22 protein-coding genes are annotated in these 20,232 nt (G+C 58.3%); 4 read left to right on the top strand and 18 right to left on the bottom strand.

Features of this window, described 5'->3' with window-relative positions:
* Positions 1–22: 22 nt before the first annotated feature.
* The 3 genes from minE to minC form a co-directional block, all read right to left on the bottom strand.
* Positions 23–277 carry a cell division topological specificity factor MinE gene (gene minE, locus E3W21_RS18725; protein ID WP_007898843.1) on the bottom strand — a complete coding sequence of 85 codons (255 nt, stop codon included), beginning with the start codon at positions 275–277 and terminating at the stop codon, positions 23–25.
* A complete protein-coding gene (gene minD / locus E3W21_RS18720) occupies positions 277–1,089 on the bottom strand; it encodes a septum site-determining protein MinD (RefSeq protein ID WP_129436963.1) in 813 nt (270 codons plus the stop codon). The genes minE and minD overlap by 1 nt, the downstream gene beginning before the upstream one ends.
* A 201-nt stretch (positions 1,090–1,290) precedes the next feature.
* On the bottom strand, positions 1,291–2,028 hold the full coding sequence (gene minC, locus E3W21_RS18715; protein WP_123366484.1) for a septum site-determining protein MinC: 738 nt from the start codon (positions 2,026–2,028) through the stop codon (positions 1,291–1,293).
* Positions 2,029–2,146: 118 nt separating this feature from the next.
* On the opposite strand from minC, the gene E3W21_RS18710 reads away from it, so the two are divergent.
* Positions 2,147–3,079, top strand: a complete 933-nt coding sequence (locus E3W21_RS18710; RefSeq protein WP_134421402.1) for a lipid A biosynthesis lauroyl acyltransferase — start codon at positions 2,147–2,149, stop codon at positions 3,077–3,079.
* Between the two features lie 34 nt (positions 3,080–3,113).
* The gene (locus E3W21_RS18705; RefSeq protein WP_129436961.1) at positions 3,114–4,286 is read left to right on the top strand and encodes a patatin-like phospholipase family protein; all 1,173 of its coding nucleotides are present in this window, start codon (positions 3,114–3,116) and stop codon (positions 4,284–4,286) included.
* A gap of 133 nt (positions 4,287–4,419) precedes the next feature.
* Here the strand turns inward: E3W21_RS18705 and E3W21_RS18700 are convergent, their stop codons facing one another.
* The 8 genes from E3W21_RS18700 to puuE all read right to left on the bottom strand — a co-directional run bounded on the left by E3W21_RS18700 (position 4,420) and on the right by puuE (position 12,588).
* Positions 4,420–5,205 carry an outer membrane protein OmpK gene (locus tag E3W21_RS18700; protein WP_129436960.1) on the bottom strand — a complete coding sequence of 262 codons (786 nt, stop codon included), beginning with the start codon at positions 5,203–5,205 and terminating at the stop codon, positions 4,420–4,422.
* 375 nt (positions 5,206–5,580) lie between these two features.
* Positions 5,581–6,366, bottom strand: coding sequence for an outer membrane protein OmpK (locus E3W21_RS18695; RefSeq protein WP_134421401.1), 786 nt, complete (start codon positions 6,364–6,366; stop codon positions 5,581–5,583).
* Between the two features lie 157 nt (positions 6,367–6,523).
* A complete protein-coding gene (locus tag E3W21_RS18690; protein ID WP_134421400.1) occupies positions 6,524–7,882 on the bottom strand; it encodes a nucleobase:cation symporter-2 family protein in 1,359 nt (452 codons plus the stop codon).
* A 193-nt stretch (positions 7,883–8,075) separates the two neighbouring features.
* Positions 8,076–9,377, bottom strand: coding sequence for a urate hydroxylase PuuD (locus tag E3W21_RS18685; RefSeq protein WP_134421399.1), 1,302 nt, complete (start codon positions 9,375–9,377; stop codon positions 8,076–8,078).
* Positions 9,378–9,427: 50 nt separating this feature from the next.
* On the bottom strand, positions 9,428–9,931 hold the full coding sequence (locus E3W21_RS18680) for an ureidoglycolate lyase (protein ID WP_134421398.1): 504 nt from the start codon (positions 9,929–9,931) through the stop codon (positions 9,428–9,430).
* Between the two features lie 121 nt (positions 9,932–10,052).
* The gene (gene alc / locus E3W21_RS18675; RefSeq protein ID WP_134421397.1) at positions 10,053–11,048 is read right to left on the bottom strand and encodes an allantoicase; all 996 of its coding nucleotides are present in this window, start codon (positions 11,046–11,048) and stop codon (positions 10,053–10,055) included.
* A gap of 101 nt (positions 11,049–11,149) precedes the next feature.
* A complete protein-coding gene (gene uraD, locus E3W21_RS18670) occupies positions 11,150–11,665 on the bottom strand; it encodes a 2-oxo-4-hydroxy-4-carboxy-5-ureidoimidazoline decarboxylase (protein WP_134421396.1) in 516 nt (171 codons plus the stop codon).
* Positions 11,662–12,588: an allantoinase PuuE gene (gene puuE / locus E3W21_RS18665; protein WP_134421395.1), complete on the bottom strand. Its 927-nt coding sequence runs from the start codon at positions 12,586–12,588 to the stop codon at positions 11,662–11,664. The genes uraD and puuE overlap by 4 nt, the downstream gene beginning before the upstream one ends.
* 433 nt (positions 12,589–13,021) lie before the next feature.
* Between puuE and uraH the strand changes: the two genes are divergently transcribed.
* Positions 13,022–13,375, top strand: a complete 354-nt coding sequence (uraH, locus tag E3W21_RS18660) for a hydroxyisourate hydrolase (protein WP_010456673.1) — start codon at positions 13,022–13,024, stop codon at positions 13,373–13,375.
* Between the two features lie 179 nt (positions 13,376–13,554).
* Here the strand turns inward: uraH and E3W21_RS18655 are convergent, their stop codons facing one another.
* The 3 genes from E3W21_RS18655 to E3W21_RS18645 all read right to left on the bottom strand — a co-directional run bounded on the left by E3W21_RS18655 (position 13,555) and on the right by E3W21_RS18645 (position 16,312).
* Positions 13,555–14,181 (bottom strand): LysE family translocator, encoded by a 627-nt coding sequence (locus tag E3W21_RS18655; RefSeq protein ID WP_134421394.1) that lies wholly within the window; start codon positions 14,179–14,181, stop codon positions 13,555–13,557.
* 79 nt (positions 14,182–14,260) lie between these two features.
* Complete coding sequence (locus E3W21_RS18650) at positions 14,261–15,610, bottom strand: NCS2 family permease (protein ID WP_129436953.1); 1,350 nt, start codon at positions 15,608–15,610, stop codon at positions 14,261–14,263.
* A 255-nt stretch (positions 15,611–15,865) separates the two neighbouring features.
* On the bottom strand, positions 15,866–16,312 hold the full coding sequence (locus E3W21_RS18645) for a MarR family winged helix-turn-helix transcriptional regulator (RefSeq protein WP_134421393.1): 447 nt from the start codon (positions 16,310–16,312) through the stop codon (positions 15,866–15,868).
* An 81-nt stretch (positions 16,313–16,393) separates the two neighbouring features.
* Between E3W21_RS18645 and E3W21_RS18640 the strand changes: the two genes are divergently transcribed.
* A complete protein-coding gene (locus E3W21_RS18640) occupies positions 16,394–17,560 on the top strand; it encodes a PLP-dependent aminotransferase family protein (RefSeq protein WP_134421392.1) in 1,167 nt (388 codons plus the stop codon).
* Positions 17,561–17,767: 207 nt separating this feature from the next.
* Here E3W21_RS18640 and E3W21_RS18635 read toward each other — a convergent pair whose 3' ends face one another.
* From E3W21_RS18635 to E3W21_RS18620, 4 genes are all read right to left on the bottom strand, one after another.
* The gene (locus E3W21_RS18635; protein WP_129436949.1) at positions 17,768–18,139 is read right to left on the bottom strand and encodes a glutathione S-transferase N-terminal domain-containing protein; all 372 of its coding nucleotides are present in this window, start codon (positions 18,137–18,139) and stop codon (positions 17,768–17,770) included.
* A gap of 101 nt (positions 18,140–18,240) precedes the next feature.
* Complete coding sequence (folE, locus tag E3W21_RS18630) at positions 18,241–18,786, bottom strand: GTP cyclohydrolase I FolE (protein ID WP_010456659.1); 546 nt, start codon at positions 18,784–18,786, stop codon at positions 18,241–18,243.
* 22 nt (positions 18,787–18,808) lie between these two features.
* Positions 18,809–19,066 carry a hypothetical protein gene (locus tag E3W21_RS18625; protein ID WP_371927112.1) on the bottom strand — a complete coding sequence of 86 codons (258 nt, stop codon included), beginning with the start codon at positions 19,064–19,066 and terminating at the stop codon, positions 18,809–18,811.
* Between the two features lie 79 nt (positions 19,067–19,145).
* A complete protein-coding gene (locus tag E3W21_RS18620; RefSeq protein WP_134421391.1) occupies positions 19,146–19,820 on the bottom strand; it encodes a polysaccharide lyase family 7 protein in 675 nt (224 codons plus the stop codon).
* Positions 19,821–20,232 lie beyond the last annotated feature (412 nt).

Below are 20,232 nucleotides of genomic sequence, written 5' to 3'. Positions count from 1 at the left end.
GCCGTGGCTCCTGTCTGATCGACTAGCGGTCAGGCAGGGTGATATTGAGTTCCAGAATCGAGCAGCTGCCCTGGTTTTCCAGAGCGACGTGCACGTCATCGGACCCGATATTGACGTACTTGCGGATGACCTCGACCAATTCCTTCTGCAAGGCTGGCAGGTAGTCCGGTGTACTGCGTTGGCCGCGTTCGTGCGCCACGATGATCTGCAGACGCTCTTTCGCTACCGACGCGGTGCTGACCTTTTTGCTGGCACGAAAGAAGTCAAAAAGATTCATTATCTACCTCCAAACAGGCGCTCGAAGAATCCCTTCTTCGTTACATCGAGAAAACGATGCTCCACGGTTTTGCCCAGCAGACGATCGACCGCATCGCTGTATGCCTGACCGGCATCGCTCTGGTCGTCGAGAATCACCGGCACGCCCGAGTTGGAAGCTTTGAGTACCGCTTGGGATTCCGGAATGACACCCAGCAGGGCGACCGCCAGAATCTCTTTGACGTCTTCGACGCCGAGCATCTCGCCGTCACTGACTCGTTGCGGGTTGTAGCGGGTCAGCAGCAGGTGTTCCTTGATCGGGTCTTCGCCCTTTTCAGCGCGGCGCGATTTGCTGGCCAGCAGGCCGAGCATGCGGTCCGAGTCACGAACCGAGGACACTTCCGGGTTGGTCACGATAATCGCTTCGTCTGCGAAGTACATGGCCAGGTGGGCGCCTTTTTCGATGCCGGCCGGAGAGTCGCAGACCACGTATTCGAAGTCTTCTTTCAGCGCCATCAACACTTTTTCCACGCCTTCGACGGTCAGCGCGTCTTTGTCGCGGGTCTGACTGGCGGCCAGTACGTAGAGGTTTTCCAGGCGTTTGTCTTTGATCAGGGCTTGTTGCAGGTTGGCTTCGCCGTTCACCACGTTGACGAAGTCATACACCACGCGACGCTCGCAACCCATGATCAGGTCGAGATTACGCAAACCGACGTCGAAGTCGACGATAACTGTTTTGTGACCGCGCAGTGCGAGGCCGGTACCGATAGCAGCACTGGTGGTGGTCTTACCCACACCACCCTTGCCGGATGTAACCACGAGAATCTTGGCCAAGGTGTTTCACCCCTAAGGAAAAAGGACATTTAGCCCCTGAAAAACATCTCTAGAAAAACTACTGCAGTCGGACAGCCTTGGCTGGAATTCGGTCCAGAACGGCGCTTACCTCGGGTAAACACTGCTTATGGCCTTTTTCCTACTTCGTTTGAGCCGTTTTCGCTACGTTTTAGAGATGTTTGGAAAATGCGGCAGTATCCGTTAAAGCCGAATGATGTTCAACACATCGCCCGACAGGCTGACCTGTACGCCCGCGCCCCACAAAGGGTCGCGACGCAGATCCTCCGAAACCTTGTAGTGGCCTGCGATGGAGACCAGTTCAGCGCTCATTTGCTGACAGAAAATCCTGGCTTTCGTGTCGCCTTTGACGCCGGCCAACACTCGACCACGCATCGGGCCGTATACATGGATGTTCCCGTCGGCGAGAAGTTCCGCCCCCGGGCTGACCGACGAGATCACCACCAGATCGCAGCCCTGGGCATAAATCTGCTGCCCACCGCGTACGGGCGAGGTGATGATCTTCGTTGGCTTGATAGTCGGCTCCGGCGGTTTTTCCGGTTTTTTCTTGACTTGGCCTTCGAGCGGGTCCAACGGACGCTCACGGGCGCCGGACGGTGGCAGCACCGGCAGGTCGACCGCGATGGCCGCGGCGATGTCTTCGATGCGGCTGGCACGGATCGCCAGGGTGCGCAGGCCATGCTGGCGGCAGACGCGCATCAGGCCGGGCAGATCGACTGCACCTTCGCCGGCCGGGAGTTTGTCCAGGGCCAGCACCAATGGCGCGTTACTAAAGAAGTTAGGCGCCTGGGCAACCTTGGCGGCCAGTTGACGATCGAGGTTCTCGAGGTCGTTACGGGCCAGTTCCAGCACCGTAATGGCGAGCATGCTGCCCTTCAGCTGGAACACGGGATCTTGGTCTAGCGGTTCGGTTTGGCTCATGGTCGGCATACAACGACTTGTCACTAAAAGTGCCGAGACTTATAACGAGAACGCCCGCGAGCCGCAAGCCGGGTCGAACGATGTAGAATGCGCGGCCATTGTCTTTCCGGAACCTTTAATGGATCGCCCGCGTTTTCGAACAGCATTTCTTTCTCCACGTTTCTGGCCTTTGTGGTGTGGCTTGGGGCTGTTGTGGCTGATTGTCCAGCTGCCATATCCGGTGTTGCTGTCGATCGGTCGCGCCCTGGGTGCATTGATGTATCGAGTAGCGGGCGACAGACGGCGCATTGCCAAGCGCAATCTCGAACTGTGTTTCCCTGAAAAAGCCGCTGCCGAGCGCAAGCGCCTGCTCAAGGAAAACTTCGCCTCCACGGGCATCGCGTTTTTCGAAATGGCCATGAGCTGGTGGTGGTCGCGTGAGCGCCTGGCGAAGCTGGCCCATGTCGAAGGGCTGGAGCATTTGAAAAAAGCCCAGCGTGACGGCAAAGGCGTGATCCTGATGGCCGTCCATTTCACCACGCTGGAAATCGGCGCGGCGTTGCTCGGCCAGCAGCACACCATTGATGGCATGTACCGCGAACACAAAAATCCGTTGTTCGACTACGTCCAGCGCCTGGGGCGCGAGCGGCACAACGTCGATTCGCTGGCGGTGGAGCGCGACGACGTGCGCGGCATGCTGAAACTGCTGCGGGCCGGCCGGGCAATCTGGTACGCACCGGATCAGGACTATGGCGCCAAGCAAAGTATCTTCGTGCCGCTGTTCGGGATTCAGGCCGCGACCGTCACCGCCACCAGCAAGTTTGCGCGGTTGGGCAAGGCGCTGGTGGTACCGTTCACTCAGGAACGTCTGGCGGACGGCAGCGGTTATCGACTGGTGATTCATGCACCGCTCGAGGGTTTCCCCGGCGAAACCGAAGAGGCCGACTGCCTGCGGATCAACCAATGGATCGAAGGCGTCTTGCGCGAATGTCCGGAGCAATACCTTTGGGCTCATCGTCGCTTCAAGAGCCGTCCGCCGGGCGAGCCGAAGCTGTACGCAAAACGCGGTTGAACCACCGTCCTTATATGCACCATGGAGTGTTGCGATGAGTCCTGCTGAACCGGTTACAGGGTTGATTCTTTCCGGCGGCGGGGCTCGGGCGGCTTATCAGGTGGGTGTTCTGGCGGCGATTGCCGAGCTGTTACCGGTCGGCGCGAGCAATCCGTTTCCGGTGATCGTCGGCACCTCGGCCGGCGCAATCAACGCGGTCAGCCTCGCCAGTGGGGCGATGGATTTTCGGGGTGCGATTCAACGTCTGACAGCCTTCTGGCAGGGCTTTCGCAGTCATCTGGTGCTGCGTAGCGACTGGCCGGGAGTGATCCACCAGGCCAGTCGTTTTGTCAGCCACAGTTTGCTCGGGATTGGCGCTCAGGTGCCGGTGGCGTTGCTCAACAGTTCGCCGCTGCGCGGATTGCTCGACGACAAATTGCAGATGAGCGGGATTGCCGAGGCCATTGCACAGAAGCAGTTGCAGGCGGTTGCGGTGACCGCGTTCGGCTACGAGTCCGGTCAGGCGGTGACCTTTTATCAGGGCAGCGGCACCATCAATGCCTGGTTGCGCCATCGGCGAATCGGCGTCCCCACGCAATTGACCGTCGATCACTTGCTGGCCAGTTCAGCGATTCCGCTGCTGTTTGCACCAGTGAAAATCGGTGAAGAGTATTTCGGCGACGGCGCGGTGCGTCAGTCGGCACCGATCAGCCCGGCGCTGCACCTGGGCGCCAGCCGAGTGCTGGTAGTGGGCGTCAGCGGCAACCCCCGCGGCGTCGACCCGGAACAACCGCTGCAACGCGCCTACACCGGTCAGCAACCGAGCCTGGCGCAGATCGGTGGGCACCTGCTCAACAGCACGTTCATTGACAGCCTGGAAAGTGACATCGAGTTGTTGCAGCGGCTCAATCAGTTCAGTCATCTGCTGCCCGATGGCACGCCGACGCGCGCGCTGGGTGTGGCGCCGGTAGATGTGCTGGTGATTTCGCCGAGTCAGCCGATCGATGAGATTGCGGCGCGGCATCGGCAGGAATTACCGGCGGCGCTGCGTCTGTTTCTGCGCGGACCGGGGGCGACCAGGACGAGCGGGGCGGGGGTGCTGAGTTATCTGCTGTTCGAGGCGGGGTATTGCAGCGAATTGATTGATTTGGGGCGGCGGGATGCGTTGGCCAAGCGCGGGGAGTTGTGCCGGTTTCTCGGGTTGGCGGAGCCTGTGGTTTCGGCTTGAGATCGGCGGCGCGACCATCGCGAGCAAGCTTGCTCCCACATTCAATCTCCTGTGAACACATTATTTGTGATCACCACTGATCAACTGTGGGAGCGAGCTTGCTCGCGATGGCGTCCTTACAGACGCCGCCGGATTAGAAGTGAACCTTGACCAGGAAGCTGGTTACGCTCTGATCGGTTTTGAAGCCCTGACTGTCTTCAATACCGTACTTGTTTTTCCAGTAGTCATACTCGACGCCGACGTACAACTGCTTTTCGCCAAGGTTTAGCGCCTTGCCCAGGTCGTATTTGACCTGTGGGTTGAAGTGCAGGTTGGCGTGGTAGTCGCCTTTGGAGTTGGAGTCGTTGTCGACCACCCAGTCCATGTAGCCATCGATCAGGATGTTCGAGTCACCGACAGGAATGGTGTAGGACCAGACCGGGGTGATCTGCCACACGTTGTCGCCTGGACGGCTGCCTTCCGTGTGACGCTGGTAGAAGTTCAGCTGGAAGTAATCAAAGCCCGGGATCGCCAGGTCGAAACCGGGACCGATCAGGTAGGACTCGGTATCGCCTTCACCGAACTCGTAGGTCATGGCCAGCAGGACATCTTTGATCGGGCCGAATTCGATTTTCTGGTCGAGGACCTTGCCCAGCGAAATACGCGGTTGGAACTCACCGTAATAGGTGTTCGGGCCAACGTTGAAGTCTTTGTCACCGTTGTAGAAAATCTTGTCGACGAAGAAGAAGTTGTCCCCATATTTCCATGCATCGGCATGCTCGAAGGTGACGGTCTGCTGAATGTGCGGGTTGACCTGGAAGTCCTTGCCATACAGGTAGGACAGGCTGTTGTTCTGCCATTGCAGCAAGTCGCCGGCCATGGCCTGGCCCCCGGCCAGCAAAGATCCCGCCAGCATCAGGCTAGTGCACGTACGTTTCATTCGGTTGCTCCCAAAAAGTAGGTGGTTCCACGTTATTTTTCTAAGGTCGGCGCTCTGGTGTGGCGCCTTTTTCTGTCGCTGTAAAAAATCATCCAATCGGTCAGCTTCAGTGCTGTTAGCAAGAGCTGAGCCAAGGCTTTTGAAAAGCCAAAAAACTCCCGCTCGGCTGCTCAAGAGCAGCCGATTGAGAGTGGTTTTGGAGTGCCTTGGTACCGTCCAGTGCCGGGATAAGTTGGCTTTCTGGTCAGGAATTAGATCCGGGCTTTTTTTTAGACCAGATTCGGGCGGCCGCGGAGAATACTGACTCGTTGGCCAGGTCTCAAGTGCCCCGCAACAGCGCACCGACGACAGGTTTGGAGCACGGTTGCGGATCATCTAGAAATGCACCTTCACCAGCAGGCTGGTGGTGTTCTCATTAGTGTCGAGATTGGCGTTGTTTTCGATGCCGTATTTGTCTTTCCAGTAGCTGTATTCGACGCCGACGTACACCTGTTTCTCCCGCCAACCCAAGGTCTTCCCCAGGTCATATTTGATCTGCGGGTTCAAGTGCAGGTTGGCGTGGTAGGTGCCATGTGAGTTCTGGTCGTTATCCACGACCCAGTCGATGTAGCCGTCGATCAACAGGTTCGAGTTGCCCAATGGCAGGGTGTAGGACCAGGCCGGCGTGATCTGCCAGACATCGTCGCCGGGACGCGAGCCTTCGGTCTGGCGATAGTAGAAGTTCAAGGTGAAAAAATTGAAGCCCGGTACCGCGAGGTCGAAACCGGGGCCGATCAGATAGGCCTCGGTGTCGTCTTCGCCATTCTCGTAGGTCATGGCCAGCAACACGTCCTTGATCGGGCCGAATTGGAAACGGCGGTCGAGGATTTTGCCGAAGGAGAGGCGCGGACTGAACTCGCCGTAATAGGCGTGAACACCTTTGTTCCGGTCTTTCTCGCCGTTGTAGTAAGTGCTGTCGACGAACAGGAAGTTGTCGCCGTACTTCCAGCGGTCGGCGTGCTCAAAGGTTATCGTCTGCTGGATCGACGGGTTGACCGCGAAATCCTTGCCATACAGATAGCTCAGGCTGTTGGTCTGCCACAGCAGCAGATCGCCGGCCATGGCCTGACTGGCGGCCAATAGACCACCGCCTAACAGCATGTTTGTCTGTGTCCGAATCATCTGTTGCTCCCTCTTGTTTTTATTGTTCGTGGCGCAGGCATCCACCCTGTGGGAGCGGGCTTGCTCGCGAAAGCGGTATGTCAGTCAACAATGATGTTGAGGCTGATGGCCCCTTCGCGAGCAAGCCCGCTCCCACAGGTTCTGTGGCGCTGATGTGTTAGTGCGGGTGGGCGTGGCAGTCGTTGATGGCCGCGCGTTCGGTGCCGCCGAGGATGTTGAACAGCAGGTTCAGCGACAGCGCGCTGAGCGTGGCCATGGCGATTCCGCTGTGGGTGATCGGACTCATCCACATCGGAAGGTGGGCGAAGAATTCCGGACGGACCACCGGGATCAGCCCCATGCCGATGCTCACCGCCACCAGCAACTGGTTGCGACGGTCACCGATGTCGGCTTCCTGAAGAATCTTGATGCCGGTGGCGGCGACCATGCCGAACATCGCAATCGCCGCGCCGCCCAGTACGGCGGGTGGAATCGACGCCACCAGAAACGCCGCTTTCGGCAACAAACTCAACACCACCAGCAAACCACCGGCGACGATGGTCACCGAACGGCAACGCACGCCGGTCATCTGCACGAGGCCGATGTTCTGCGCGAAAGAGGAGTGGGTGAAGGTGTTGAAGAAACCGACGAAGAACGAGGCGCCGGCATCACACAATAAGCCGCGACGGAGCATTCGTGGGCAGACGTCCTGACCGGTGATTTTGCCCAGCGCCAGGAACATACCGGTGGACTCGACGAAGATGATCACCACCACTAGGCACATGGACAGGATCGGTGCGAGTTCGAACTTCGGCATGCCGAAATGCAGCGGGGTCACGAATTGCAGCCACGGCGCCTGGGCCATGCCGCTCAGGTCGACCATACCGATCAGGCCACAGAGTACGTAACCCAGGCACATGCCGATCAGCACGGAAATGTTGACCCAGAAACCGCGCATGAAGCGGTGGACCAGCAGAATGGTTGCCAGCACCAGCGCGGCGATGGCCAGGTAAATCGGTGAGCCGAATTGAGCGGCACCTGCACCGCCGCCGGCCCAGTTCACGGCCACGGGGAACAGCGACAAACCGATCGAGGTGATGACCGTGCCAGTCACCAGAGGCGGGAAGAAGCGTACGACTTTGGACATGAACGGCGCGATGATCATGCCGAAGAACCCGGCGGCGATGGTCGCGCCGAAGATCCCTTGCAGACCGATGCCCGGCATGCCGGCCATGGCGACCATGCTGCCGACAGCGGCGAAACTGGCGCCCATCATCACCGGCATACGGATGCCCATGGGGCCGATGCCCAGCGACTGCACGATGGTAGCGATCCCGGCCACCAGCAGGTCGGCGTTGATCAGGAAGGCGATTTCTGCACGACTCAGGCCAGCGGCCTGTCCGATGATCAGTGGCACCGCGATGGCTCCGCCGTACATCAGCAGAACGTGTTGCAGACCGACCAGAATCAGTTGCAAAAGGGGCAAACGCTGAATGGCGGGTGCGTCGGGGATGCGCGCTTCGGATAGCTCGGACATGCAACACCTCGGATCTTTTTTATTCTTGTGATTTTGTGCATCAGGCAAACCTGTGGGAGCGGGCTTGCTCGCGAAGAGGCCATTACATTCAACATCACGTTGACTGGCCCGACGCTTTCGCGAGCAAGCCCGCTCCCACAGGGATTGATGGTGTCCCTGTGGGAGCGAGCTTGCTCGCGATGCTTTTCAACGGTTAGTTGGTTTGAGCTCCCTGAACAATCCACGCACCGATCAGGTCACGTTCCTGCTGGGTCATCTGGGTGATGTTGCCCAGTGGCATGATCTGGCTGGTGACGGCTTGAGCCTGGATGCGTGCAGCGTTCTGACGGATCTGCTCGGGGGTATCGAACATCACGCCAGCCGGTGCAGCACTGAACAGCGGGCTGGTCGGTTTGGCCGAATGGCAAACCGCGCAACGCTCCTGGATCACACTGTGCACTTTGTCGAAACCGGGGCCGGCGTTGGACGCCTGAGCCGGTGCAGCGGCAGGTGCAGCAGGTTTCGCCGCTTCAGGTTTGGCACCACCACCGAGGGCAGTTTCCGGCAACGGCTGGTACTCGATGGTGCCAGGCGCCTTGGCTACTTCAGGCGCGCTGGGCATCTGCGCCGGGCCAGTCACGTACGCCAGGCAGATCATGCCCACGGCCGCAACGGGCAGGGTCCAGGCAAACTTGTGGCTGTCATGACGGGTGTTGAAGTAGTGACGCACCAACACCGCGAGCACCGCGATCCCGGCCAGGATCAGCCAGTTGTATTGGCTGCCGTAGGTGCTCGGGAAGTGGTTGCTGATCATGATGAACAGCACCGGCAAGGTGAAGTAGTTGTTGTGACGCGAACGCAGCAGACCTTTGGCCGGCAGTGCCGGATCCGGCGTGCGGTTCTCGGCAATCGCGGCAACCAGTGCGCGCTGCGCCGGCATGATGATGCGGAACACGTTGCCGACCATGATGGTGCCGATGATCGCGCCGACGTGCAGGTACGCACCGCGACCGCTGAACACTTTGCTGAAGCCGTAAGCGGCGCCAATGATCAGCACGAACAGGATGAAGCCGAGCAGGGCAGGGCGTTTGCCCAGGGCCGAATCGCAGAGGAAGGAGTAGACGAACCAGCCGACGAACAACGAGGCAATGCCCAGCGCGACCCCTTCAGGGCCAGTCAGGCTGCTGCCCGGTGCCAGCAGGTACAGCGTCGGGTTGGAGTAGAACACCACGCACAGCAGCGCGATCCCCGACATCCAGGTGAAGTAGGCTTCCCATTTGAACCAGTGCAGGTTGTCCGGCATGGTCGGTGGAGCCAGTTTGTATTTTTCCAGGTGATAGATACCGCCGCCGTGGATCGCCCACAAATCGCCGGCCAGACCACTTTTCGGGTTGACCCGATTGAGGTTGTTTTCCAGCCAGACGAAATAGAACGACGCACCGATCCAGGCCACGCCAGTAATCATGTGAACCCAGCGCACGCTCAGGTTCAGCCATTCCAACAGATGTGCTTCCACAGTCTTTACCTCTCGCCTGTCACTCTGTTGTCGAGTGATCAGACCTTCTCTTATTGGTGGGGGGCAAGGATCAAACGCTCATCCTCTTTGAAAAAATGCTCATCGCAGTTATTGCCTGTGCCACTGCGATCAACCACCAGGAAGTCATCCCGCTTTTCGATCGTCAGCACCGGATGGTGCCAAACGCCGCGATGGTAATTAATGCCCTGCCTGCCGTTGGTGACGAAGGCGCGGACCAAGCCTGATACAGGTTCATCGCCAAGTGGCGCGACCACGATCAGAAAAGGGTTGCTGAGCAGCGGAATGAAAGCCTGGCTGCCCAGCGGGTGACGCTCCAGCATGCTGACGGTCAGCGGCATGTCCTGCGCGTCGGCGCGGAAGATGCTGATGATCGCGTTGTCCTCTGGCGTGGCGGTTTGCACCGTCGCCAGTTTGTGAAAGCGCATGGTCGAACCGTTGTTGATCATGAAGTGATCGCGGCCGTCGGTTTCGATCACGTCACCGAAAGGGGCGAAGGCTTCTTTGGTCAGCGGTTCAATCGTCAGTGTGCGCATGCTGGTCTTCTTTTCCAAAATTCTGTGTTGTTTGTTCTGACGCCTTCGCGAGCAAGCCCGCTCCCACAGGGGAATGCATTTCAAATGTGGGAGCGAGCTTGCTCGCGATTGGGTTCAGCGCTTATTTAGCGACCTTGCCCAATACCCGCAGGCGGCTCACACCACCGTCCGGGAACACGTTCAGGCGGATGTGGGTGATCGGGCCCAGCGCCTTGATCTGCTCGGCGAAGGTGTGTTCGGCGTGCATTTCCAGTTTCTGCGCCGGCAGCAATTCGCGCCAGAACAGCGATTGGGTTTCGATCTGGCTGTCGGTGCCGCCCTTCACGAACGCGCCCTGGATCGAGCACGTGTCCGGGTAATTGCCCTTGAAATGCAGGGTGTCGACGATGACTTTTTCGATCTCGCCGGCATGACCCAGCGCGACGATGACCCAGTCATTGCCCGGTGTACGGCGACGTGCGGTCTCCCAACCGTCGCCCATGTTGATGCCACGGCCCGGGTTGAGGATGTTGCTCATGCGACCGAAGTGTTCGTCGGAGCAGGCGAGGGCGCGGCCACCGTTGAGGGCTGCTGCCAGGTCGATCTGTTCGTTGTCACCAACGGCCGACCAGTCGCGGTGCGGCACGCCGTACACACGCAGACGCGCTACGCCGCCATCCGGGTAGATGTTGAAGCGCAGGTGGCTGAACGCCTGGTCGTTGTTGATTTCATGGAAGTGATGGCTGTTGCCTTGCAGCTCGACAGCCGACAGCACTTCAACCCACTGGGTGTTTTCAGTCGGTTCGCCTTCAGTCAGGAAACAGGCTTCCAGGGAGGCCGACGGTGGGAAGTTGCCGGTGAAGAATGAGGTGTCGATGTCCACGCCTTTGATCGAACCCGGTACGCCCAGGCGGATCACCGCGCTGTCATAGCCTTCGAAGCGCTTGCGGCGCGATTCCCAGCCGTCCATCCACTTGCCGTTGTCATCGAACACGCCTTCTTTCCACACAGCCGGGGTCGGCTGGAACAGGCGGTTGGCATCAGCGAACCAGTCATCGGTGACCGAGATGATTTTGGTGCCCAGGCGGGCGTCGGCCAGGTTGACGAACTTCTCGAAAGGTACGGCGTAAGCTTTCATTCTTCTTGTCTGCCTTTAATAAGTTGGCTTGGGATGCTCGCAGGAGCCCTGGGTGCTTTTTGCGTTTAAGAACACTCGGGGCTTTTCACAAGGGCTGCTCGCTAAAGGGTCAGTAATCGGAACAGGGCGATCTTGTTGATCTCCGCCAGCGCGCATTTGAACTCGGTGTCTTCCGGGTTGTGAATGCGCGTTTCGAACGCCGCGAGGATCTGATGCCGGTTGCTGCCTTTTACCGCCATGATGAAGGGAAACTTGAACTTGGCCTTGTAGGCGTCGTTCAGCTCGGTGAAGCGCTGGAACTCATCGCTCGAGCATTGGTGAATACCGGCGCCAGCCTGTTCATTGGTGCTGGCTTCGGTCAGTTGGCCCTGGACGGCAGCTTTGCCGGCCAGGTCCGGGTGAGCGTTGATCAGGGCCAGTTGTCTTTCGTGATCGGCGCTCAATAGGATGTCGCTCATGCGTTGGTGCAGGGTTTCGATCTCGTCGATCGATGCGTCCTGGCCCAGGTCGAAGGCCTTTTCGGCCACCCATGGCGAATGTTCGTAGATGTCGGCGAAAGCGGCGACAAACGCGTCGCGGCTCAGGGTCGACGGCTTCAGGGTTTGGAAGTGGCTCATTTTGCGGCCCCTTGGTACGGGTGGTTTTCGTGCCAGTGGCGAGCGATGTCGACGCGACGGCTGAACCACACCTGTTCATGACTTTTAGCGTACTCGATAAAGCGTTTGAGCGAGGCCAGACGCGCCGGACGGCCAATCAGACGGCAGTGCAGGCCGATCGACAACATCTTCGGTGCTTCGGCGCCTTCAGCGTAAAGCACGTCGAACGCGTCTTTGAGGTATTCAAAGAAATCGTCGCCCTTGTTGAAACCCTGGACCTGGGTGAAGCGCATGTCGTTGGTGTCCAGCGTGTACGGAATCACCAGGTGCGGCTTGCCGGTCGGGTTGTTCGGTTCCCAGTAGGGCAGGTCGTCGTCGTAGGTGTCGCAGTCGTAGAGGAAACCGCCTTCTTCCATCACCAGTCGACGAGTGTTCGGACCGGTGCGGCCGGTGTACCAGCCTAGTGGGCGCTCGCCGGTGATTTCGGTGAGGACGCGGATCGCTTCGAGCATGTGCTCGCGTTCCTGCGCTTCGTCCATGTACTGATAGTCGATCCAGCGATAGCCGTGGCTGCAGATCTCGTGGCCTGCATCGACCATCGCGCGGATCACGTCCGGGTGGCGCTGGGCGGCCATGGCCACGGCGAAGATGGTCAGCGGAATGTCGAATTCCTTGAACAGTTTCAGAATCCGCCAGACGCCGGCGCGGCTGCCATACTCGTAAAGGGATTCCATGCTCATGTTGCGCGCGCCTTGCAGCGGCTGCGCCGAGACCATTTCCGAAAGGAAGGCTTCGGATTCTTTATCGCCGTGCAGGATATTGCGCTCGCCGCCTTCTTCGTAATTGAGCACGAAGGACAAGGCGATGCGGGCATTGCCCGGCCAGTGTGGGTGAGGAGGGTTACTGCCGTAACCGATCAGGTCGCGTGGGTAGTCAGCGCTCACTGCAGTCTTCCTTCTTATTCGTTCGACTTGTTCAAGGTCAGGGTTGTGTGGCGGCCTGGCGGTTTGATGACAGGCTGGCGTCACAGCGATGGGCTGATTGTATACAACTTTATATCCACTTTGTAAGCCTGTTTTTTTGCATTTTTCACTGACTGTCATCTTCACATGTTATTGCAAGAAACCTGCCTGATTGGTCAGTAAAAAGATGGAAGGTCCTTTTGCCCTATGGCTCGGCGGCAGATTTGGCGTGAATCCCTGAATGACGGGTCTAGTGGTAAATATGTTGTTTTTATTGTGTACAATTTTTTTGAAAAGTGTCTTAATCAGTCGCTCGCCGCAGCGTTTCGTGCTCCGAATCGGTGCGGTCTCCTTTTCAACTGACTTCGGGAGGCGCGAGGTCTGACTGCTCCACGCAGGCAGGCGCGCAGAATCAATGGGACGTTTGACTACTCACGTTTTAGACGCTGCACATGGTTGCCCGGGCAGCTCGATCAAGGTCGAGTTGTACCGCGTTGAAGGCTCGCAGCTGGAATTGGTCGCCAGCGCGATCACCAACAGCGACGGCCGGGTCGATGCACCGCTGCTGCAAGGCGATGACTACCGTTCCGGGGTCTATCAGGTTCAATTTCATGCGGGTGATTACTACCGCGCCCGTGGCGTTCAGCTGCCAGAACCTGCGTTCCTGGATGTGGTGGTGCTGCGTTTCGGCATCTCTGCGGAACAGGATCACTACCATGTGCCGTTACTGATTTCGCCGTACAGCTATTCGACCTACAGAGGAAGCTAGGACTTTCCCCCCAAAAATCCTGCGCATATAGCTTCTTTGGTCTTTCGCCCGCTCACACTGCGGGCTTTTTTTTGCCTGTAGAAAAGTCAAAAGATCGCAGCCTTCGGCAGCTCCTACATGGAAACGCATTCCCCCCCTGTAGGAGCTGTCGAGTGCAACGAGGCTGCGATCTTTTGCCCTTAGCGGCTCACCAATGAGGCCGCGCCGGCACCACTGAACAACCCCGCACTCACCCGGTTAAACCAGCTCTGCCCCTTACCGCTACGCAGATACCGTGCAGCACCATTGGCACCCAGCCCATAAGCCAGCTTGCACAGCAAATCCAGCACGGTCCAGGTCGCAATCATCACCAGCAACTGCGGCAGGAACGGTTGCTCGGCACTGAGGAACTGCGGGAGGAAAGCGGCGAAGAACAGAATGTCTTTGGGGTTGCTGGCGCCCAACATGAACGCGCGCCCGAACAGTGCGCGAAAGCGTGGCACTGGCGCAGCCTGGGGCACTTCCGCGCCGAGGGAGGGTTGACGCGATTGCTGCCAGCTCTGCCAGGCCAAGTAGAACAGGTACAGCGCCCCGACGATCTTCAGGGCGCTGAACAACTGTTCCGATGCCAGCAGCAAGGCGCCCAAACCCAGCGCCGACGCACTGAGCAAGCAGATCGACGCAATCACGCCCCCCAGAAACGCCGGGTAAGAACGACGCAAACCGTAATTCAGACTGTTGCTGATCATCAGCAAAGACAGTGGCCCCGGGATCAGGATTACCACCAGCGCAGCGCCGCTGAACAGCAGCCATGTTTCCAGACTCATCACTTTCCTCCATTTGCACAAAAGCCTCACCCGACGGGGTGAGGCTATTTTGAAACACTGTTTTTGAAACGTAGACGGCTTACAAGAAAATGAACTTGGCGATGAAGATCGCGCAAAGCACCCAAAGACTGACGGAAATTTCCTTGTGCTTACCGGTGAAAGCCTTCAGCACCACATACGTGATAAAGCCCAGCGCAATGCCATCAGCGACCGAGAAGGTCAGGGGCATCATGATCGCGGTGACGATCGCCGGAATGCTGTCGGTCGCTTCGTCCCATTCGATGTGCGCCATACCGCCCATCATCAGCATCGCCACATAAATCAGCGCACCGGCGGTTGCGTAAGCGGGGATCATGCCAGCCAGCGGTGCGAAAAACATTGCGGCAATAAATAGCACACCTACGGTCACGGCGGTAAGACCAGTCCGACCACCAGCGGCTACACCCGCGGCACTTTCCACGTAGCTGGTGACCGGAGGAACGCCGACCATTGCGCCGAAAACACTGGAAGCACTGTCGGCTTTCATGGCACGGGAAAGGTTTTCGATCCGGCCGTCAGCGTTCACCAGACCGGCGCGCTGGGCGACGCCCATCAAGGTGCCGGCGGTGTCGAACATGTGCACGAAGAGGAAGGCCAGCACCACGCTGATCATGCTGACGTTGAACACGCCGGCAATGTTCATGGCCATCCAGGTCGGCGCCAGGCTCGGCGGGGCGGACATGATGCCCTCGTAGTGCACCAGGCCCAGGCCCCAACCCGCCAGGGTGACGGTGATGATGCTGATGAGAATCGCGCCGAACACTTTGTGGTAGCTGAGTACGGCGATCATCAGGAAGCAGATGGCGGCCAGCAGCGGGCCGGGCTCGCGCAGGGAGCCGAGCTTGATCAGGGTGGCCGGGCTGTCGACCACGATGCCCGCGGTTTTCAAGCCGATCAGCCCCAGAAACAGACCCACACCGGCACCCATGGCAAAGCGCAAACTCACCGGAATGCTATTGAGCAGCCATTCGCGGATCCGGGAAAAAGTTAGAAACATGAACAACACACCGGAAACAAACACCGCGCCAAGGGCGGTTTCCCAGTTGTAACCCATGGTGCCGACCACGGTGTAAGTGAAGAAGGCGTTGAGGCCCATGCCCGGCGCCAGGCCGACCGGCCAGTTGGCGTACAAGCCCATCAACAGGCAACCCAGCGCGGCGGCGATGCAGGTGGCGACGAACGCGGCACCGTGATCGATCCCGGCGTCGGCCATGATGTTGGGGTTGACGAAGATGATGTAGGCCATGGTGATGAAGGTTGTCAGACCGGCAATCAACTCGGTCTTCACCGTGGTGCCATGCAAGCTGAGTTTGAAGATGCGCTCCAGCCAGCCATTGCGTAACGGCGGCGAGAGTTCCAGCGTCGGGGCTTCGGATTTGCGGCTTTCCACAGCGAGTACTCCTCAAGAGTTTTATTGTTATTTCCAGGGCCGGACCCATGAGGGTGGCAGCGACCCTTTGAGGTACTTGCGAATTTGTTGACCGCTTGGTCAGGAACTCGCACGAAGTGGATTATGCTTTTGTATACAAATAAAGCAAATAATGTTTTTGATTTTGTAGACGAAAAGTTTGGCAATAGGGATATATCGCCTGTTAAGACGTCATCGCGAGCAGATCAGTTGATGCAAATCCTGCAGACAGTCTGCTCAGTCCGCGAGCGCTTGGGTTTGCCCCAACGCCATGTTCACCGCCATCCACCCATTCACCGCCGTCTCTCCCGCCTCGGCAAACACCCGCTCCAGCAATTTCACCTGTTCACGGCGCAACGACTGCTCGAAACGCGCGCCATCGTCGGTCAGCTCCAGCAACCGCTTACGCTTATCGGTCTCGGACGCGACACTGTTCACTAGATGCATTTCCATCAATTGACGCAGCGGAATGTTCAGCGCCTGCTTCGTCACCCCGAGCAATGCCAGCAGTTCCTTGACGCTCAAGTTCGGGTAGCGGGCGATGAAAAACACAATGCGTTGATGCACCCGGCTCAAGCCACGACGCTCGAGCATTTCGTCGGCTTTCGCGGTGAACGCCTGGTAACCGAAGAAAAACGCTTCCATCGCCTGTTGCTGAGTAGCGGGATTTTTAAGGTCAAGCATATTGACGTATCCGTTCGGTTTGTCGTAATTTCGGTCAACCAGTTTGACTCATTCTCCTCAGGCCTCGCTACCGGTGACCCCATGGCATTTTCCGAACGTGTCTCGCGCCTTAAAAGTTCTTTGATCCGTGAAATCCTCGCCTCCGCCCAGCGCCCGGAAGTGATGTCGTTTGCCGGTGGCTTGCCGGCCGAAGCCATGCTGCCGAAAGTCGAGTGGGCCGACATGCCGCTGTCCATGGGCCAGTACGGCATGAGCGAAGGTGAGCCGGCGCTGCGTGAAGCGCTGGCAGCAGAGGCGCGGGCGCTGGGCGTACCCTGCGAGGCGAGTCAGGTGTTGGTGGTCAGCGGCTCCCAGCAAACCCTCGATCTGGCGGCCAAGCTGTACATCGACAAAGGCACTGAGATTTTGCTCGAAGAGCCGACTTATCTGGCGGCGTTGCAGATTTTTCAGCTGTTCGGCGCCGACTGCATCACTGTCCCGCTGGAGGCTGATGGCCCGAACCTGGCGCAACTTCGAACTCGACTGGAGAAACACAAACCCGCCTTCATCTACCTGATCCCGACTTTTCAGAATCCTTCGGCCGTGCGCTACAGCGACGCCAAGCGTGATGCTGTGGCAGCCTTGCTGGATGAGTTCGGCGTGACCTTGATCGAAGACGAGCCTTACCGCGAGCTGACTTTTGATGGTGGCAGCGCCACACCGATTGTTAGCCGCTTGAAAAAGACCAGTTGGATCTACACCGGCACCGTGTCGAAAACCCTGTTGCCCGGACTGCGAGTCGGCTATCTGATCGCCAGCCCGGATCTCTTCCCGCACTTGCTGAAACTCAAGCAATCGGCCGATCTGCACACCAATCGCGTCGGCCAGTGGCAAGCGCTGCAGTGGATTGGCACAGAGAAATTTCAGCATCACTTGAGCGAGCTGCGGGATTTCTACCGGGTTCGTCGGGACGCGTTCCAGTCAGCCCTGGAAACGCATTTTGCTGATTTGGCGGACTGGAACGTGCCGCAGGGCGGGCTGTTTTTCTGGCTGACACTCAAGCAGCCGCTGGACACGCGTACGTTGCTCAAGGCTGCACTGGCAGCGGATGTGGCGTTCATGCCGGGCGAGCCGTTCTTCCCTGAACCGGACAGCAATCCGGGGCATTTGCGCCTGAACTTCAGCCACATCGACCCGGCACGGCTGGAGGAAGGGCTCAAGCGGCTGGCAGCGGTGGTGCGTCAGGCCCAGGCAGCAAAAGCAGCCTGAAGGTAGAAACAAATAAACCGGCCATTGGGCCGGTTTATTTTTATCCAGGATTCGCGGTGCAGGTTCGGGCCTCATCGCGAGCAAGCTCGCTCCCACAGGGGATCAGTGTTGATCACAGATCTCCATCACCCCACAAACCACTGTGGGAGCGACGGTGCGGCGATCCGACTTGCTCGCGATGAGGCCATCAGCCCCAGCACAAAACCATCAGGCAGCAGCGAAACGCTTGTCCAGATAATCGATGATCACCTTGGACTCATACATCCAGGTCGTCTGGCCATTCTCTTCGATGCGCAGGCACGGAACCTTGATCTTGCCGCCCTGTTCCAGCAGGGCCTGGCGATCCTGTTCGTTGTTCTTCGCGTCGCGCAAGGCCACCGGCACGTTCAAGCGGCGCAGGGTGCGGCGGGTTTTCACGCAGAACGGGCAGGCGTGGAACTGATACAGGGTCAGGTCCTTGGCGGCCGTCTCGACCTGAGCCTGAGCGGCGGCAGGGCGCTGCTTTTTGCCTGGGCGGGTAATGAAGTCAATGAAGATGATCAGTTGGCCAAGGCCGACACGAAGCGCTTTAACGAACACGGTATAAGCCTCACAGGGGCAAACAGAAGGCGCGCAGCTTACCTGATTTTTCACAGACGAAAAAAAACCGGCGATGAATGCCGGTTTTCTTCTTCTGCGAATTACTTGATCAGGCTGAGAAACTCGCTGCGGGTGGCCGCGTTTTCGCGGAACTCACCCAGCATCACCGACGTGATCATCGACGAATTCTGTTTCTCCACGCCGCGCATCATCATGCACATGTGCTTGGCCTCGATCACCACTGCAACGCCCAGGGCACCGGTGACTTGCTGGACCGCATCGGCGATCTGGCGGCTGAGATTTTCCTGGATCTGCAGGCGGCGGGCGTACATATCGACAATCCGCGCAACTTTCGACAGGCCCAATACCTTGCCGCTCGGGATGTAGGCGACGTGAGCCTTGCCGATAAACGGCAGCAGGTGGTGTTCGCACAACGAGTAGAGCTCGATGTCCTTCACCAGCACCATTTCGCTGTTGTCGGAGCTGAACAAGGCACCGTTGGTGACCTCTTCCAGTGTCTGTTCATAACCGCGGCAGAGGTACTGCATGGCTTTGGCGGCACGTTTTGGGGTGTCGAGCAGGCCCTCGCGGGAGACGTCCTCGCCCAATTGGCCGAGAATCGCGGTGTAGTTCTGTTCCAGTGTCACAGAGGCTGATTCCATACGGGTTTCAGAGGGGTACTGTTTCTGTCTGTACCAATTGTGTACCAATCAAGCTCTTTTCAATCTTCCCGAGCTCACCCCAGTCGGTGCTGGCGTTGATCCATCGGGTGTAGGTCGATAGCAATATCTGAACGCTATGACCGAGCTGAGTGGCAATAAACGCAGGGTTCATCCCCGACATGGGGCACATGGTAGCGTATGTGTGCCGGCAGTTGTATTGCCGGCGGGCGCGAAGCCCCAAATCGGTCACTTCGGGTTTGCGCATCCCGCTACACCCTGTCGCCAAGGTGCAGCAGTGATGCTTCCCTGAAGCCTGTATTGCTCATCAGGCCGAGCAGGTCGTATCAGGCGTGAGTGATCGACAGATCGCTGATGATGCAGACAGAACCGTCTAGCGGGTCGGTGGTGTCGGAGTAATCGATCTGGTTGTACACGCCGCCGTGAAAGGCGAGAGTTTTCGTGTCCCACGTGTTGTCGAGGCGCATGATCGCGGAAGTGGATTTGACGCCGTTACAACTAGCCGATACAGAGACGGCGCCGCTCGAGTTGGCGTGAATGTTGATTTTGAAAAGTGCACCGAGCGGCACGTTCTCCAAAATCGTCGAGTTGACCGGATCGTCCTGTAGGTAACTGGTTCGGAACCCCATGGTGATTTTTCCTTTGTTCCAGAACACCTTTACCGGAGGTCGCTCTGAATCCTTCACATGGATCTGGCCGATCACGACTTTCTGTAGCGAATTGACCTTCGTCAGCCGCATTTCTTGTCGGCTCCAGTGGTCCGCTGCGCTGGAGAACAGCCAGTAACCTGGCTCCTTCCACTCGCAGCGGGTTCGTAGCGTGCTCTTGCTCGAGGCTCCAAGTGTCGGGGCCGTCATCTGCAGCGAACCATCGTCAAGCATTGAGATGACGTCGGGGCATTCGATCAGTGCACGCCAGCCGATGAGCTCAAGCGCAATCGGGTTGGTGTCGGAGATTGGAAGCGGGGTAGCGATGGTGAAGTTGCTGATGTCTACAGTCATGGTTTTTGCCTCAGTCCATTGATGTCGCTTTTTGCTCTGGTGAGCCTTGCGTTTGATGCAGGCCTACATCCCACTGCCCACTCAGTGAATGGGCAGAAGTGATGCCTGGCAGCTTCCGATCGATTTCCCGTTGGCTTGAATGCAAATATGGATTTTCCCATATTTTGTGTCAATGGGCATTCCCATATTTTATTCCGTGCCTATATTTCAGGTACAAAAAAAGCCCGCGCTTGGCGCAATGCTGTTCACTTAAGGTTGGGGTACATATCCGTTTCTGCGGTCACGGCGGCCTAGGGTTCCGCCCTTACGGCGGGTCACTTGTGCGCCCAGCATGGGCGCCATCCTAGAGGTGAAAGTCCTCTCTTGAGCTGGCCACAGCGAATGAAGCGAAGCGCAACTGCATGAGGGCGAC

The sequence above is a fragment of the Pseudomonas sp. F01002 genome (genome assembly GCF_004402115.1).
GTDB classification, from domain to species: Bacteria; Pseudomonadota; Gammaproteobacteria; order Pseudomonadales; family Pseudomonadaceae; genus Aquipseudomonas; species Aquipseudomonas frigoris.
The sequence above is the reverse complement of the archived record's forward strand: the minus strand, read 5'-3'. Positions and strand labels throughout refer to the sequence as shown.